This window comes from Microcoleus sp. OTE_8_concoct_300, assembly GCF_031383065.1.
GTDB lineage: Bacteria > Cyanobacteriota > Cyanobacteriia > Cyanobacteriales > Microcoleaceae > Microcoleus.
Genome location: NZ_JANMZH010000850.1, coordinates 1 through 17,639, shown reverse-complemented (window position 1 = coordinate 17,639; position 17,639 = coordinate 1). Strand labels below are relative to the sequence as shown.

The following is a 17,639-nucleotide window of genomic DNA, read 5'->3' as shown; positions in this document are numbered from 1 at the left end:
TATCGCGGTTCCGTCAACAACAATCTAGCAAAAGCTAAACGCTGCTGTTCTCCCAGCGACAAAATCTCCGCCCAATCTAAATCCGCATCAAAACCGCCCAATCTTTCCGGCAAATCTGCTAAGTTTACTGATGCCAAAACGTGGCGCAATTTTTCCTCATCAACCTCACTGCTGCTGTTGGGATAGAGAAGTTGCGATCGCAAACTACCCAAAATCATATAAGGACGCTGCGGCAAAAACAGCATTTCTCCGAGTTCCGGCCGCGCCAAACGGCCCGTTCCCGAGTCCCACAAACCCGCAATTGCCCGCAGCAAAGAACTCTTCCCAGCACCGCTTTGACCGACAATTAACAGTCCTTCACCGGGCGACACGGCTACCGACAAATCCCTAATTAAAGTCTTTTGATGGTGCGGAGTATCTAAAGTAACGTGTTCCAGTGTCAATTGCGAACTTATAACTGTATCGATTGTTCTAAAGTCTAGTTGAACAGCACTTTTTTCATCTCTTAAAGACTCATTAAACGTGGCTAAACGATTAATTCCCGCTGCAAAAGCACTCAAGCTTTCAATCTTATAGACAACCAAAGAAAATGCCTCTAAAACCTGACGGAAAGCAAATTCAGCTTGAGTTATATCGCCGTATCTTATCTCACCTGCAAAGTAGATAGAAGCCAGAAACAAAGAGGGGATAATATAAGTTGCATATTTATAAGACCGTGTAAAATATTCCAGATTCCGCCGCCAGCCAATTAGCAAATTAAAGTTCCGAACTGCTTCTAAAAATCGGTGTTTCACCTGCACCGATTCCTGTGCTTCTCCCCGGTAAAAAGCAATTGATTCTGCATTGTCCCGAATGTGAACCAAGCCATAGCGAAAGTCAGCTTCTTTGCGGAGCTGATTGAAGTTCAAAACTATCAACCTTTTGCCAAAAATTACCATCACTGCCGTCCCAAAGACAGCATAAATGATTAGTCCGATCGAAAGACCTTTAGAAATAGACCACAGAATACCCGTAAAAGAAATAACATCAATAACTGATCCCAACATCAGTAGCAAAAATTCCAAACTCGTGCTAGTGAATGATTTGATATCTTCAGCGATTCGCTGGTCGGGATTGTCAATTTCCTTCTGAGAATTTACTTCGTAATAAGCGCGGTTTTGAAAATATCTATCCAGGAAACTATCAGTCATCCACTCTCGCCAATACAGTCCCAGTTTATCTTGGGTATAGCGGTAAATAACAACTATCGGGGTACCGATAATAAAAACTCCAGCATAAACCCACATAAACCGCCAAAAAGTCATCTGATCTTTTTCAGCCAGTGCTGTCGTGAAAAAATTACTAATATAGCTAATGACTACGTTAATTCCGCTAACAGACAGTGACAAAAATAGCAGCAGAGCTAACATTACCCACTGCTTCCAGCGCGGTATCAACTTGCTTCTGAAAAAGACAAAAGCAGCCAGGGGGATGATTAGCATTAAACCCACGATCGCAATTGTCGGTGAGTAGATAATTCCTTTGATCAAAGTAGCTAAGCCAGCCGCAACTCCGTTAAAAGCCTCTGGAAAAAAGACTTGAGAACCCAAACTGACAACACTGACAGCCACAAACATAGCAGCGAACAGAAATATCAACAACAGCGCCACTAATCCCAAAAAGACCCTGCCTCCCCCAGGCTCTAAAGGATAAAAGTAAGGCTGAGCGATCGCAATAAATCTCTCCCACAACTGACGGTCAAATCGATTCATCTTTGCTTTTTACAGAACTACTCCGACTGTTCTAACATATCAAGTTTTATTACCCATTGCCGCATTAATTTCTTCAAGAGTTTAGGTAAAAAATTGCTATTACCGAAAGACTGATATAGCATTAGCCTTTCGGCAGTCGGATTTGAAGGCACTTATGCCCAAGACAATAAAAGCAAGAGTTTCAACAATTAAGAACGTTCTCATCGTCAGGCCCATTGCTACATTTGCAGAGCAATTAGGCCGGGAGAGCAAAAAAGTTGGGACGTTAGTTGTGGAGCAAATCTCAAATCTCTTTCTCGATCTAGCTGGAAAAAGTCGCGCTGTCGCCGACCAACTCCGGCTGCGATTGGCTGCTGTAAAACCGCTGGCTAATCCCTAAAATTACTTGTTTCATTACCCAATACAAAACAGCAATTACTACAAAAGTTACAGCCATTACTAAAACCGGACGCTTGCCAATCAAATCGTTCATTACGGTGTTAACCAGCGCATCGGGGTTAGTAACAATGTCCCAAGTGTTGAAGCGTATAAATCGCCCTAAATAAATGCCGATCGCCGAAAGTGCGTGTATAGTTATCTCCGTTGCCAGGATAAATTTACTCCAACCCTGTTGCTTCAAATAGTAACCCAAATTCATCACCGACAGCACATAAGCTCCAAACCCGACCAGCATAAACACCAGATACTGCGGGATCAAAGCTAGAGTCACAGTCCACACCGAGTTCCCCTCTTGAATCTGGCGGATCAGGTGAATGATATCCGTCAAAACGTAAGGTGCATTGGGCAAAAATGCGATAAACCAGAAAAAACCGCCCCACCAGCGGAAAGAGCGAACTCCGCGCTGCCGCAGTACCCAGATGTCTACAGCCATCAGTGCCAGTGTAATCGCGATCGCCCCCAAAACGTAAGTTTTGCCCACATCTTGCACAATATGCTTCAGATAGGACAAAACATGGCGCGTGCTGGGCAAAAAAGTAGCGCCCAGGATAATGCCCGTACACCACAGCAGCCAGCGCGATCGAGGTTTGCGGAACAGCAAAAAACTCAGACCCAGCGGTACTAAACCCAAAAACAAATTCCAAGACATCCAGCGGACATTGTGTCCCATTATTTCCAGCGCTTCCAGCATTAATCCCATCATGTCAATTTTTATACAGTTAAAGGTTTGATGCAGCACCGCTTCATTCGCAGCTTCAATCTATCTTAGTCGTTAACTTGTGGTGCGTCAGCTTATGGCTCCGGGCGCTGCGCCTGAAAATCAAGAACTGCTGATGCACCCTACCACTATGGAGTCAATCTAAAATAGACCTCTTGCAAAAGTCCTTTTCATAAATTTATTGGACGGGCAAGATGCACCCACAAGATTTATTTTTTATTGTGGGATGGGCATCTTGCCCGTCCTAGTTATTTTTGCAAGAGGTCTAATCTAAAATCGACTGATGCACCCTACCACTGTCGAGTCAATCTAAAATCTCAAATCTCAAATCTCAAATCGACTGACGCACCCTACTACTTAGACACTTTGTCGATGGGAATCTCAATCTGAAAAGTCGTTCCGCATCCTATGGAGGAAATACACTCAATCTTGCCGTTGTGCTTTTCCACCACAATCGAGTGCGCGATAGACATTCCCAACCCCGTACCTTTCCCCACAGCTTTTGTAGTAAAAAACGGGTTAAAAATTCGATCGACTATCCCCTGCGGCATACCCGTACCGTTGTCCGAAATTTCCACCATCACAGTGTTCTGGGCTGTTACACGAGTGCAAATAGCAATCCGGCCACTAGGAGTCTCCGATCGTGGAACAGATAACTTTTGATATCGTTCTTCAATAGCATCAATTCCATTAGCAATAATATTCATAAACACCTGATTCAGTTGGCTGGCATAGCACTCCACCAGCGGCAGTTTCCCAAACTCCTTAATTACTTCAATTTCCGGGCTGCTGTCGTGACTCTTCAAGCGGTGCTGCAAAATTAACAAAGTGCTTTCAATTCCCGCGTGAATATCGACCGGCTTCATTGCCGATTCGTCCAGCCGCGAGAAATTTCTGAGGGACAACACAATTTGCCGGATGCGCTCGGTTCCTACCTGCATCGAACCCACAACTTTTCTTAAATCCTCAGCCATGAAATCCAAATCTATCTCTTGAATGCGATCGACAATTTTTGAATTAGGTTCGGGATACTCCTGTTCGTAAAGAGTCACCAGATCGAGCAACTGTTTTGTATACTGGTTGAGATAATCAATGTTAGCGTGAATGAAGTTAACGGGATTATTAATTTCGTGAGCTATGCCAGCCACTAATTGCCCCAAAGAAGACATTTTTTCTGTTTGAATGAGCTGAGTTTGAGTAGCTTGCAATTCCAGCAGCGCTGACTCTAAATCTCGAGCTTTTTCTCTTTCTCGTTCCTCGCTTTGCCGCAGTGCTTCCTCTGCTTGCTTGCGAGTCGTAATATCCTGGGAAACTCCAATTATTACCTTAGGCTGACCGTCCGCATTCCTACTAAAAATAGTATCCCGACTTTGCAGCCACAAAATTTGACCGTCTGCTGCCAGTACCCGGTACTCAATTTCCCTAGTTTCGCCATCTTTAATTCCTCCAAAGCTGGCGTGATGTTTCACAATTTTAGGAAAATCTTCCGGGTGTATTAACTGAGGCATCATTGACGAATCCATCGCTGTAATTTCGTCGCTGGTATAGCCCAAAAGCGCGAACATTGAAGTATTAGTGTAGATATTTCGCTGTTCTTCCAAGTCGTAGAGATACAAAATACCGGGAGTAGCATCCGCTACTTTTTTAATGAACTGCTGGCTTTCTTGCAACGCTAACTCAGCTTGCTTGCGATCGGTAACATCAACGGCGATGCCGTCCCAAAGAAAAGCGCCGTTTTCTTTAGCTTCAGGACGCGACATTATCTGCAACCAGCGAATCTTGCCTGAAGGTAGCACCATCCGTCCTTCCCACTGCCAAGGTTGCAAAGTCTGGGCAGAAATAGCAACTGATTCGTCATGACTTTGGCGGTCGTCGGGATGAATCAAATTTCCTATCAAAGCCGCATCTTTCATAACATCTTCGGGTTCTAACTCAAAAACTTCTCGGCAAGCAGGACTTATGTAAGGAAAACTGGCAGAGCCATCTGCACGCAACAAAAATTGATAAATTATTCCCGGCAAATTAGCAGACAGCTTTTGGTATCTTGCCTCGCTTTCCCGTAGTGCTTCCTCTGCTTGTTTGGGTTCCGTGATGTCAGTAATTGAACCAACCATGCGGACTGCTTTTCCAGATGCGTCCCACAAAGCTTGTCCCCGACTCAATATCCATTTGTAGGCGCTATTGTAGCACCAGCAGCGGTATTCGATGATGTAATGCGGCGTTTTCTTGTTTAAATGGTCTTGGAGAGCTTGCATTACTAAGGCTAAATCGTCGGGATGCGTGCCCTTGTTCAATTCCTCAAAGTAATCGAGAATGGGGCTGTGTTCGTCGTATCCGGTGATTTCCTTAAATCTATCGGACAGAAATAGTTCCCCTGTTTGCAAGTTCCAGTCCCAAATGCCGTCATTGTTGCCTTTGAGTGCTAACTGCCAGCGTTCTTCAGTTTGCATCAATTGAGCAGTTCTATCTTTGACTCTATTTTCTAGTTCTTGATTGAGTTGTTGGAGACTTTCTTCTGCCTGGTTGCGTTCGATCGCAATTCCTGCTAAATTCATCGCCGCTTCTATCAATTGCATATCGACAATTGGGGGGTGGCACGGTTGGGAATAATACATTCCAAAAGTTCCCAAAACTTGACCCTGAGATGAGAAAATAGGAATAGACAAGCAAGCTCTCAGTCCAAAACTCAAGGCTAAATCTCGATAATTTTCCCACAAAGGATCGCTGGCAATATCTGTAACGATCACCTGTTCGCGGGTAAAGGCAGCAGTGCCGCAGGAGCCTGCATCCGGACCGATGGCTCTGCCATGAATAGCAGCATTGTAACTGTCGGGTAAACTGGGTGCGGCTCCGTGCAGTAAATGTTCGCCGTCTGGAGCTAGAAGCAATATCGAACCGATGACATCTCTAGATTGCTGCTCCATAATTTCAACTAAGGTATTTAAAGTATCACCCAGAGGAGCGCCCTTAGCAATCATTTCTAAAATTTGTTTTTGACCGGTCAACCAGTTTTCAGCTTGCTTGCGCTCCGTAATGTCGCGGGCAACCCACAAAACCGTGTTTTCTTTCATTGGCGAAATGGTAGCGGCAAACCACTTCTGTAAGCTGGCAATTTCCAGGTTATATTCAAAATTACTGGTTTGATTTGTAGCTAGGGCGGTGCGAATTTGCTCCCGAAAAATTTCTGCCATTTCTGGATCGAATAAATCGTTGATTTTTTTACCGGCAAATTCTGCCGTCGGCTTGTACAATAATTGGGGATTGGTCGGGGCAACTTTCAGGAACCGTCCCTCAATATCAATCTCGAAAATTACGTCGTTCATGGCAGCGAACAAAGCTCGAAGTTCCGCTTCAGAAGCTTGCAGGGCGATTTCAGCTTGTTTGCGATCGCTAATATCCGTCCCGATACAAAGCAGTCCTGCCAAATTTCCCTTCGCATCTAGTAAAGGTTTATTTGTCCACGCTATCCACACCCTTTCTCCATTGCTGCGGATGTTTTCATTTTCGTTTTGGAAGTATTTTTCCTGCTGTGCCAAACAGTCTCGAATCTTGGTCGCGAGGTCAATTTCAAATAACTCTGTTTTCGGTATAATTGTGCCGATCGCACTTTTGCCGACGATTTCAGCTTCTGAATACCCGAAAAAAGTTTCAGCACACTCGTTAAAAAAAGTAATCTTGCCTTCACTGTCTAACTGCACAATCATGCTGTTAGCATTCTCAACCAATTGCCGATACTTAGCTTCGCTTGCCCGCAGCTTCACAGGGCCATACACCCAGGTAAAAACCGCCACCCCGCTGAAAACAGCCAGCAAGCCGCCTCCAAATAGCAGCCACCCCCGAAACGGCGAATTCGCACGCCATCCCCCCGCCGGAATTGCTGCCAACTGCCAGGAACCGTTGGGCAAAGTGACTTCCAGCAGTACGGGATTGTTCTGAAAAATTGACTCGTCACCGAAAAACACTGCGCCGGATGCTCCCGAACCGTCTTTGCCCCGCAGAGAGTATTGCAGCTTGGCCGAGGAGTCGTTGAGTCCCGCTTCCTTAATTACGGTATTTTTGTCGATGATCAGGCCTGTCAAGCCCCAGTAAACTGCTGTTTCGGGCTCGCCGCCGGAGGGTGTGAGAAAAATGGGCGATCGGCTGATGAACGTCATGTCCCCCTCCAATAATTTCACGGGCCCTGCGAGCAAACTTTTTTTGGTGTCGATGACATCTTTGACGATTTGTCGGTGTTCGGGTAGCGCCATCAAGTCAACCCCGAGCACCCGTTCATTTCCCTCCCGCGGATAAATGTAAGCGATCCTCGTGCCTTTAACTAAAGTTATGGCGCGAATGCCGGTTTGCTGTGCCACCAGAATTCTCGCCGTCGCTGCAAACTGGGCTTCGGTGATGTTTGGGTTGTTGGAAACGTAAGCCACCAAACCCCGGATCAGAAATAGCCGCGAATTTAAAGAGCTTTCGAGGTTGGAACGGACTGTGCTGAGCCGATCGAGCGTCGTAGCGCGGTTGTACTGCAAAAACCGCTGTTGTTCCGATCTATCTAAAATGCCAACTCCCACCAAAATTGCTAGTGATGCCGAAATTGCGGCTAAATACGGTGAAATTTGGAACTTTTTAACCTTAAAGTATTCCATCTGCAGGCGGTTAAGGTATATTTTTACGTCTTTAGATAGATATAGTTTAGTTTCATTTCTCCATGCCGATGCAAGATTTCCGGGATACCGGGCTTCTCGCAAGCCGGCGCGAGTTTTGTGTGTTCTAGGAGGCCCGCCGAACGTCGGCGAGAGGCAAGCCTCTCATCATCAATTCTCTGGAAAAAGTTTTAAATATACCATCGACTGACCGAAAGTAATGTGGTCATAAGCCCCCGGATTCATTCCAACGCGCAGGCTCAGGACGGATCAATCTAAAATCTAAAATCTAAAATCTAAAATTTGTTGACTCGCCATTTATCGGCTAGGGTGTGGGCTCCCCACCGCTGTGGTGAGGCAGCGCGCACCCGAAAGACGGGAGTTATTGGCTAAAATAGGGTTAGCAATAATTTTTTTTAGCGCTAGGCGCGAATCATTCATAGGGGCAATTTGATGCAAGAACAGTTGATGGAAGCGATCGCACCTTACCGCGATCGCGTAGATTATCTAGAAGTTCGCCTCGAACAAAGCGAGTCAACTGCGATTAGTTTTCGCGGCCCTCAGTTAGATGCTGTCAACCGCAGTTTTAGTCTCGCCGGCGGCATCCGCGCCTGTCACAAAGGCGGCTGGAGTTTTGTAACTTTTAACGGTTTAGCTGAATTAAAAGACCGCATTGAAGAAGCTGTAGTCCAGTCTCGTTTGGTGGGCAGCGAAAAAACTCTACTAGCAGATGTCACCCCGATTCAAGATTATGTAGCGGTGGAATTGGGCCGCGATCCGCGCTCTATAACTTTAGCCCAAAAGCGGAAATTGCTCGAATCTTACAACCAGTTGCTGTTAGATTACGACCCGCGAATTCAGACGACAATCGCTGGTTACAGCGACAGGTTCGGGATTACTTATTTTGTGAATTCTCAAGGCACTTGCATCGCTCAAGAGCGCTTGGACGTGACCGGGCGTTTCGGGGCGATCGCCCGCGGCGAGGGTGGTGTCGTCCGCCAAGGGTTCGAGTCGATTCACTCGCGATCGGATTACGATGTCTTGACAAATATTGAAGATCGTGTTAAGAGTGCTGCCGTTCGAGCAGTGGGCCAACTAGAGGCAAAATCGGTAAAAGGCGGTCAGTATCCGGTGATTTTAGACCCTTATTTGTCGGGGGTTTTTATTCACGAAGCTTTCGGGCATTTGTCGGAAGCAGACGGCATTTACGAAAACCCGAAAATGCAGGAATTGTTGACTTTGGGCAAGCCGGTGGCGATCGAACAATTGAATGTAATAGACGACGCAACTGTGCCGGGATTGCCGGGAACTTTGAAATACGACGACGAAGGCGTGCCGGCTCAGTGCAAGCATTTAATTAAAAATGGAGTTTTAACGACTCGAATGCACAATCGCGAGACTGCAGGCAAAATGGGCGAAAGTCCGACGGGAAATGCCCGGGCTCTGAGCGCTACTTTTATGCCTTTGGTGCGGATGACTAATACTGCGATCGAGTCTGGCGAACATTCTTTTGACGAAATGGTTGCCGACATTGACGAAGGAGTGTATGCAGTGCGGATGTTGGGAGGACAAACCAACGGCGAAATGTTTACCTTTGCGGCGGCTCAAGGGTTTATGATTCGCGACGGCAAATTGGCCGAACCGGTGAGCGATGTCACTTTAAGCGGCAATGTATTTCAGACGTTAAAAGATATTGAGTCTATAGGAAACGACTCGGTTTATGCCTACGGCGGTTGCGGTAAAGGCGGCCAGAATGGTTTGCCCGTAAGCGTCGGCGGCCCCCATCTGCGCATTAAAAATGTTGTAGTCGGAGGAAGGTAGATTAACAGTAAGACTTTTTCTGACGTTTGCTAACAATCACTTACATTTGCCTTCTTGTCTTTATCTCATATACAATGAATTTAGCCACTCAGATGTAGGTGAAAAACCTTGATAGTACGCAACCGCTATATAAATAAGTTGCCTCTACAGTATCAAAGCAAATAATCAGATTGGCTAATAGCTGTAAGCGATAACCAAGCTGAAGGCAAAAATATAAGTGCTTGTAGAAATTTCTACGGGCATCGGTTGATACGCCTTGGTTGAGATCAGCTCTCAACTTATGTATTTGTTAGCAAATGTTAGCAAAAAAGTATCGGTAATCATTAGTCATTAGTCATTAGTTCAAAACTTACGCAACTGGTTAAGGTGAGGCGCGATCGCGCCCTCACCTTAAGCGGTTTGGGGTACTGACAAGCTCACAACCGACTCCAAATCTACTATTTACTTTCACTCCCGCTGACTGCGATGCCGGGGGCTACCGCTACCAAAGGCGTAAATTTCCGTCCATCAATTCGCACAACGAATAAGCTTGACTTTTACTGATTTTGCTTTCTTTTAGCCAGTTTAAAAAGCCACTAGCGCGTCCTTCGCCGCTTTTTTTCTCTCTATCTCTGAGAACTCGGAGGATATGTCCCCGCTAGATATCTGTTTGCCGATCGAAGCCATAGCATACTTTGCCAGCAGTGTCAAGCTGTTATTAAAAATCAAACTCTGGAAGCTCGGAGTTTTCGGGATCTGGCAATTATTAAGTTGAGGTCGGTGAGGTCATTGAGGACTTCGGCTAGATCCTTCGCTGTGTGGGAGACTTCAGACATTACAGAGAAATTGGGGAAGTGCGATCGCGAGATTAGATTTTACCAGACTTTACCCTGATTTTTATTTAATTCCCCTTAACTCGCCTTCATTTGTACCTGAGCGCTATGCTTAATGGGAATCTCAACCACAAATTCAGCACCTTGATCAGGCTGCGAAAAACACTTCAAATCTCCGCCGTGCTTCTCCACCACAATCTGATAGCTGATCGATAATCCCAAGCCAGTGCCATCACCCAGAGGTTTAGTTGTGAAAAAAGGATTAAACAGCCGATTTCTTACATCGCTTGTCATCCCCGGCCCATTATCTTTAAAACTGATTCTTACCCACTCGCGAGTCAGCATAGAAGTAGCAATCGTAATCGTCCTAGGCTCGTTTTTAATTCGCTCCCGGCTGGGTTCTTTATCATAGTGATTCAAAGCATAAATTGCATTGCTTAGCAAATTCATAAATACCTGATTCAACTGACAAGCATAACATTCTATTTTGGGCAAATCTCCGTATTCTTTAATAACTTGAATAGACGAAGAATTCGGCTTAGCCTTGAGCTGACTCTGCAAAATCACTAGAGTGCTATCGATTCCCTCGTGAATATTAACGGGTTTCATCTCAGCTTCGTCTAGGCGCGAGAAGTTCCGCAAAGTCAGCACAATCTGACGGATACGTTCTGCCCCCAATTTCATCGAAGACAGCATTTTAGGCATATCCTCTTGGATAAATTCCAGCTCTATTTGCTCAATTAAAGCTTCGATTTCAGGGTATTTATGGGCATCGTGCTGCTGGTAAAGCGTGATTAAACTCAATAGCTGATGAGTGTAATCATTGACATAAGTTAAGTTGCCATAGATGAAGTTAACGGGATTATTAATTTCGTGGGCAATACCGGAAATTAGTTGTCCTAAGCTAGACATTTTCTCAGTCTGAATAAGCTGAGATTGGGTGCGCTGTAAATTTTGCAGTGCCAGTTCTAGTTGGATGGCTTTTTCTCGTTCTCGCGCTTCCGATTGCCGCAACTTATCCTCTCTTTCTTGGCGGGCGCGCTCATTTTCCTTAAGCTGTTGCACATGGCATAATGTTTTGTTAATTGTAATTTCTAAATCCTGAAAATCTATAGGCTTAGTCAAAAAATCAAAGGCCCCGCCGTTCATTGCCTTTCTGATATTTGCCAAGTCGCCATAGGCAGATATAACTACTGTTTTGACCAGAGTAACTAGCTCGTTAAGTTTCGCGAGCAAAGCCATACCATCCATGACTGGCATATTAATGTCTGTCAGTACAATATCTATATCCGGCTGCTCTCGCAACGTTGAAAGCGCTTCTACGCCATTGTGTGCAAAAAAAACTTGGTATTCTCCTGTGCGGATCTTTTTTCTAAATTTCTGGCAAATTAAAGATTCTAAATCTGGCTCGTCATCCACAAATAATATTTTAGCGGGCATAGTGCAAGCCATTTCGGTCGTAGGCGACATTTTTTGAACTCCTGGGATTTATTAACTTATGTAACAAGTAATTGTTATCTACTTTACCTCCTATTATAGATTATTTCAGGAGTAATGAAAAGGCTAATTTCTACAATGGCAAACCCGATGGCTGGAATAGGCTCTGAGTTTGATAGAAGTCGATTGATTAGCTAAGGTGGAGTGTCGCCCTAAGTAAGTCGGCGCTTTAAAACGCAACTATGTAAACGATGTAAAGTGTCCAAATGCTCTCTACTGGCTGACTTAAGCCTATTTACATATTGTTACATTATTCGGTTTAATCCCGCCTACTTACTTAGTTTGTCTGATTGGAATTTCAATCCAGAACTCCGCTCCCTGCCCCTCCTCTGAAAAACACTTCAATGCGCCCCCATGCTTCTCCCGTACAATTTGGTAGCTGATATAGAGACCCAAACCAGTACCCTCACCTAGAGGCTTAGTAGTAAAAAATGGTTCAAAAATACGGTCTTTCACATCTGCGGTCATTCCCGGCCCATTGTCCCGAATTTGAATGACGACACGGGAGTTTTCTTCTAGCAGAAAAGTGCGAATAGTAATGGCGAGCGGGCAAGCGCGGATGTCATCTAGTGACCGTTGTTTGTTGTACTCATTCAAAGCATCAATCGCATTAGAAAGGATGTTGATAAACACCTGGTTTAGTTCTGCAGCATAGCATTCGACTAAAGGCAGAGCGCTGTACTCCTCTATCACTTGAATCTCTGGACACGCTGCCCTTGTTTGAAGTCGATTATGCAAAATCATCAGGCTGCTTTTTATCCCCTCGTGAATGTCAACAGCCTTTATGTTAGCTTCATCCAACCTTGAGAAGTTACGCAAAGATAAAACAATCTTCTGAATGCGGCCAACACCCCCTTTCATCGAAACCAGAATTTTGGGTAAATCTGCTATCAAAAATTCCAAATCTATGGCTTCGATTTCAGTTTGAATCTCAGAACAGGGAGGAGTGTACTGCTGCTGATAGAGATGCAGCAGGTGCAGTAGGTCTTGGATATAATCACTGACGTGGCTGAGATTGCCGTAGATAAAGTTGACGGGGTTGTTGATTTCATGGGCAATCCCCCCAACCACTTGACCTAAAGAAGACATTTTTGCAGTCTGAATAAGTTGAGCTTGGGTCTTTTTTAGGTCTTGCAGACAGCGCTGTAAATGCTGAGCTTGTTCTCTAGCCCACGCTTCTGATTGCCGCAAATGCTGGTTTTCTTTTAACTGTTGCACCTCGCGCAGCGTTTTGTTGAGGGTAATTTCTAGATCCTGAAAATCTATCGGCTTGGTTAGAAAGTCAAAAGCACCCAAGTTCATCGCATTTCTTATATTTTTCATGTCGCCATAGGCGGATATAACTATTGTTTTGAAGGGGAGGTTTATCTGATTAAGTTTAGAGAGTAAAGTCAGACCATCCATTTCAGGCATATTAAGGTCGGTCACTACTATATCTAGATCCGGGTGTTCTTCCAATTTTTCCAGCGCTTTTACCCCATTATGGGCAAAAAAAAGCTGCCATTCTTCCGCGCGGATCTTTTTTCTAAATCTCTGGAAAATTAGAGATTCTAAATCGAGTTCATCATCCACAAACAGTATTTTTGCTGACATATGAATTTTTTAGTTGCTATTAAAACTCATAAAAATCTAGCGCGCTAGAAGGACAGAAGGAAAATGCAATCGAGCAGTTTTTCATCGGCTGAAGGACTGCTTTCAATTAGCAATTACCAATTAGCAATTACCAATTATGTTTCCTTGTGAGTTTACTCCAAGTTGATTATTTTAATTTTGAGTGTATCAAAATTAACAGGCTTAGTAATATAGTCATCAGCTCCATAAGCTATTGCGGTTTGGTAATTTTTCTCATCTCCATAAGCGGTAATCATAAAAACTTTGAGATCGGGAAACTTTTCTTTGAGAATCCTAAGCAGTTCTAGCCCATTCATTCCTGGCATATTAATATCCGATAAAATCAAGACAATAGACGCTTCTTCCTCGTTTTCTAAGTAGTTCAAAGCTGCCTCTGCTGACAGGGAAAAATGAAATTCAATTTGCCCTGCTTTGATTTCTTTCCTAAATTTCTGCTTGAACAGTGACTGGATATCTTCCTCGTCGTCTACCACCATTACTTTCATTTTTTTAACTCCTTAACTTCGACTATTTTTTTTCGGCAATATGATGATAAATTCTGTGTAATTTCCTACTTCTGTTTCGACTTTTAGTTCTCCTCGATGTTGCTGGACGATAACATCGTGACTGATAGAAAGACCTAGACCAGTACCTTCCGCTGGTGGCTTTGTCGTAAAAAAGGGATTGAAAATTTTATCGAGTACCTCTGGTTTTATACCTGAGCCATTATCGCGAATGCGGATTTCAATCGCGTCACCAAGATTTCGAGTTCTAACGTCAAGCAGCGGTGAAAATTCTTCTCCCATTTCTTGCTGCTTTTTATAGGCTGCATAGCAAGCATTGCTAATAATGTTAAGAAAAACCCTGCCGATGTCTTGTGGCACGACCTCTATTTCGCCTATGTCATTGTCGTAGTCGGTTTCTATGGTAATGTTAAAACCAGCTTCCTTGGCTCGCATCCCGTGATAGGCTAGATTGATATATTCGGCTAATAAACTATTTATATCTGTAGCTTCCCAGTGACCGCTTTGTCCCCGAGAATGCAAAAGCATATTGCCAACGATTTTGTCGGCTCTTTGACCGTGTTGATTGATTTTTTTAAGATTGGCTTTGAGATCGGTTAATAGCTCGGCAATATATTCATTTGTTTCGGGAGCTAACCGTTCTCCTTGATTTCCAAATTCTTCAAACAGTTCTTGGGTTAATTCAGCAGAAAGTTCTGAGAAATTGTTGACAAAGTTTAAGGGGTTTCTGATTTCGTGGGCAATCCCTGCTGTTAAACTTCCCAGAGAAGCTAGTTTTTCTTGGACAACAATCTGATTTTGCATAGCCTTGAGATTTTCTTCTATCCGCTGGCGCTCTTCAACTTCATTCTGCAATTGCTCTACAGTATGGCTGAGTTCAGATGTACGCTCCTTGACTTTAATTTCTAGTTCCTCATTAGCTTTTTGTAGGGCTTCTTGGGCTTGTTTGCGATCGGTGATGTCGCGCAGAATCACCACATATTCTTGTAGCTCTTGATTGGAAAGCGAAGCCTCTTGGGAGAATCGGTTTGAGATGGCAACTTCTAGGATGCGCGAGTCGCGATGCCGAAGCGGCTCGGCGAGGACGCCTACGGGTAGGTTAAGAGTTTGTTCGCTGCGGATGGGCCACCGTTCTGGCCCAAAAGCTAATCCGGGGAGTAATTTGTTCAAGTGACTCCCGCTCAATTCACCTCTGCTCAACTCAAATAGACGCTCAGATGCTGGGTTAGCCTGACGAATCATCCCATTTTCATCGAGCACTACAATCGCGTCTATGGCAATTACAAAAAGTTGTTCCGCGGCCTCTCGTGCCTCGTCCATCGAGACGACTTGGGGTAAGCTCGTCCAGCAGGCAACAGCCACCCCGACAAAAGTGACTGTCAAGATCAGCACTGCCAAAAGATTAGAGCCAACACTAGAGTTGGCATCTAATTGGGATCTAAAAACCCAGCCAATACTGACCGCGCTACAGACTAGCAAAATCAGAACTATAACCTGAAACGCCACAAAATCTACGATCTGGCTCTGGCGCCTGGTTCTGTAATGCCGAATCCACCAGGCCCGATGGAATGGTGCAAAGGAAATGCGACGGATAGCCGCATCCACTGCCAAAATAGCCACAGGCAACAGTAAGCCGATCGTCACATCTTCCCGACTCCAGCTCAAAAAGCCTCCGACCACCAGAACAACTGCATCTAAGAAGAAGAAGCCTGCCGCCCACCAAGGCCATCGCACTTCTGGCGCTCCTCGCCGCAGCCACAGTCCCAGATAAAGTGCCATCATGGTAATCAGGTAACTAGCACAACCGACCACCGAGATCCTGGTTACATCTCCCCAAAGCAGACCGAGCGAACTGATTAAAAAGGAAAATACCAGGGCTGGTTCCAGGACGCCCCGTCGGGAGATGAAAGCGAAGACGGGTGAAACGTGTCCATCTAGAGCGAGTTGGTACAAAATGCGGGGAGCGTTGGAAACGCCAGTGGCGGAAGCGAGAAGAGCGCTTGAGGCCAGCAGAAGTGTGACAATTAATGAAGCTGACTGACCCCAAAATGGTGATGCCGCAGCTAATAGGTTCTTAAACGAGTCCTCGCCCAGTTCTGGGGAGGTTGCTAAGCGCATCAGTACCCAGGAACTCCCTAGAAACACCGGTGGAATCAGCCAAGCGGCTAAGCTCAGAGCCCGCAAAGTTTCCCCTGGACGGCGGCTGTCGGCGACAAACGAGGAAGCCGTTTCACAACCGCAAGTAATGTAGATTCCTAAGAATGACCATTTGGCCCAGTCAACAAAGGTTAAAGTTGGCCAACTGGTGGGGAAAAATCCGGGGCTATCTGGGGAGAAGGCTAACCATCCCACGCCTTGAATGCTAAACACCAGTAGGAATCCCACTGCCGGGAAAATGAAAAATGAGTGCAGTATTCCCAAGGCGCGGGTGCCGCTAAACGCCACTATATAAGCGATTATTGTGAATCCAATTCTTAGCACCGTTTCCGGACAGGCAATGCCCAAGGGTTCTAGGTTAGCTTTGATTAGCTCTGTGATGACGATCGCGTTTAGTGACGGATATACTGCCCAGCCGAAGAAGTAGGCGCTCGCTGTATAGCGAGCCAGAAGCGGATAGTTGCTCAGTAGCCTGGTGATATAGTTGGGCGTTCCCCCTGACATTTCTGGCCAATGTTCCCCTAAGCGTTTCACTTGCAGGTTCAGCATCACCCCCACCAATACGGCGGGCAGCCAGACGAAAATGGCATTTGGCCCGATCGCCACGTGGATTGCCGGTGCAACGGTAACGCCTGTGATAAGACCAGTCATCCCAAAGCCCCAAGTTTCAAGGGGACTTAGGGTTCTCGGCAGGCGCATGGGCGATCGGCTATTCGGATTTTCTCTTAGAGAAGGCTGAGTTGGTTGTGAGTGGTAGCCGTTTTCCGGCTGGTGTCGGATGTCTGTCGCCATCAGTTTTACCTCTTATTTTGGGGATTTTTCTGTCGCGACCCTGATTTTCAGCTTGAGAGATTTTAACTTTTTTCCGTTAAGCATTTTTGCTAGTCTTAACTTGTGGCAAAGCTGCCTTGGACAGTAAACCAGGAAAATCTATCTCAATCCATATTTAATATAACCAGGACTTACGCAACTGCCACATATCCGTGTACGAGCACCCTAAAATTACCCAATAAACATCAGAAGATCGGGAATTTTTAGTGTCTCACTTCAATGATTTGATAGAAGCCCGTGTTTAATTTGATATATTATTTGACGAGTTTTATCGGCTCAACTTTTGAGCGCCAACCCCACACCAGTTGATGGCAAGCAATAGGATTTCTTTGAATTCTAGCTTGACGGCACTGGCAATATTCTATACCGGTTAGTTGCTTGAGTTCCCTAGGAAATTGCTCAATTTTCCAACGAATAGCACAGAGTTTTTATACGTCCTTCGTGCTGGCTTGAGTTTTGTCGTTAGTCGCGACTCTCAACTTGTCAGTGCCCGGACTGGTTAAGGTGATGGGTGAGGGCGCGAGCACGCCTTCACCATGTGCCAGTTTCGTAAGTCCTGAGGTTATTAGTAGGGTGCGCCGGACCGCCCACTTTACTACTACAGATAGTGTAAAAATAAAAGGAATGCAGCGTAAGTCCTGTTCTTTTTTCTTCCTTCTTCCTTCTGACCAAAAATTTTGGGTCCGGGGCCCCTTCTTCAGTGGCCGGCTTTATGTTATAATTTAATTGGTTGAAATACCCACCTAAGATTGCAGCGATATATACTCATTTTGAGTTGAAACCGGGACTGATCCAGTAATAGGGAAAGACTGAAGGGCAATGGTTAAAATCCAACCTGGAAGCAAAAT

The 17,639-nt window shown here is 45.2% G+C and carries 8 protein-coding genes and 1 pseudogene; 1 reads left to right on the top strand and 8 read right to left on the bottom strand.

The features are described from left to right. From ACUVJL_RS37400 to ACUVJL_RS37390, 3 genes are all read right to left on the bottom strand, one after another. The coding region (locus ACUVJL_RS37400) for an ABC transporter ATP-binding protein/permease (RefSeq protein WP_445250434.1) at positions 1 to 1,751 on the bottom strand (1,751 nt) is incomplete at its 3' end. A gap of 301 nt (positions 1,752 to 2,052) precedes the next feature. Then, the gene (locus ACUVJL_RS37395) at positions 2,053 to 2,928 is read right to left on the bottom strand and encodes a DUF1361 domain-containing protein (RefSeq protein WP_445250433.1); all 876 of its coding nucleotides are present in this window, start codon (positions 2,926 to 2,928) and stop codon (positions 2,053 to 2,055) included. Positions 2,929 to 3,260: 332 nt separating this feature from the next. Beyond that, positions 3,261 to 7,541, bottom strand: a complete 4,281-nt coding sequence (locus ACUVJL_RS37390; protein ID WP_445250432.1) for a PAS domain S-box protein — start codon at positions 7,539 to 7,541, stop codon at positions 3,261 to 3,263. 450 nt (positions 7,542 to 7,991) lie between these two features. On the opposite strand from ACUVJL_RS37390, the gene ACUVJL_RS37385 reads away from it, so the two are divergent. Further along, the gene (locus ACUVJL_RS37385; protein ID WP_445250431.1) at positions 7,992 to 9,359 is read left to right on the top strand and encodes a TldD/PmbA family protein; all 1,368 of its coding nucleotides are present in this window, start codon (positions 7,992 to 7,994) and stop codon (positions 9,357 to 9,359) included. An 890-nt stretch (positions 9,360 to 10,249) separates the two neighbouring features. Here ACUVJL_RS37385 and ACUVJL_RS37380 read toward each other — a convergent pair. The 5 genes and pseudogenes from ACUVJL_RS37380 to ACUVJL_RS37360 all read right to left on the bottom strand — a co-directional run. Next, a complete protein-coding gene (locus tag ACUVJL_RS37380; RefSeq protein WP_445250430.1) occupies positions 10,250 to 11,641 on the bottom strand; it encodes an ATP-binding protein in 1,392 nt (463 codons plus the stop codon). A 300-nt stretch (positions 11,642 to 11,941) separates the two neighbouring features. After that, positions 11,942 to 13,261, bottom strand: a complete 1,320-nt coding sequence (locus ACUVJL_RS37375) for an ATP-binding protein (protein WP_445250429.1) — start codon at positions 13,259 to 13,261, stop codon at positions 11,942 to 11,944. Between the two features lie 152 nt (positions 13,262 to 13,413). Beyond that, positions 13,414 to 13,785 carry a response regulator gene (locus ACUVJL_RS37370; protein WP_445250428.1) on the bottom strand — a complete coding sequence of 124 codons (372 nt, stop codon included), beginning with the start codon at positions 13,783 to 13,785 and terminating at the stop codon, positions 13,414 to 13,416. Between the two features lie 12 nt (positions 13,786 to 13,797). Next, on the bottom strand, positions 13,798 to 16,752 hold the full coding sequence (locus ACUVJL_RS37365) for an ATP-binding protein (protein WP_445250427.1): 2,955 nt from the start codon (positions 16,750 to 16,752) through the stop codon (positions 13,798 to 13,800). Between the two features lie 255 nt (positions 16,753 to 17,007). Then, positions 17,008 to 17,264, bottom strand: a pseudogene (locus ACUVJL_RS37360) (IS701-like element ISPlag1 family transposase); the annotation flags it as partial. Positions 17,265 to 17,639 lie beyond the last annotated feature (375 nt).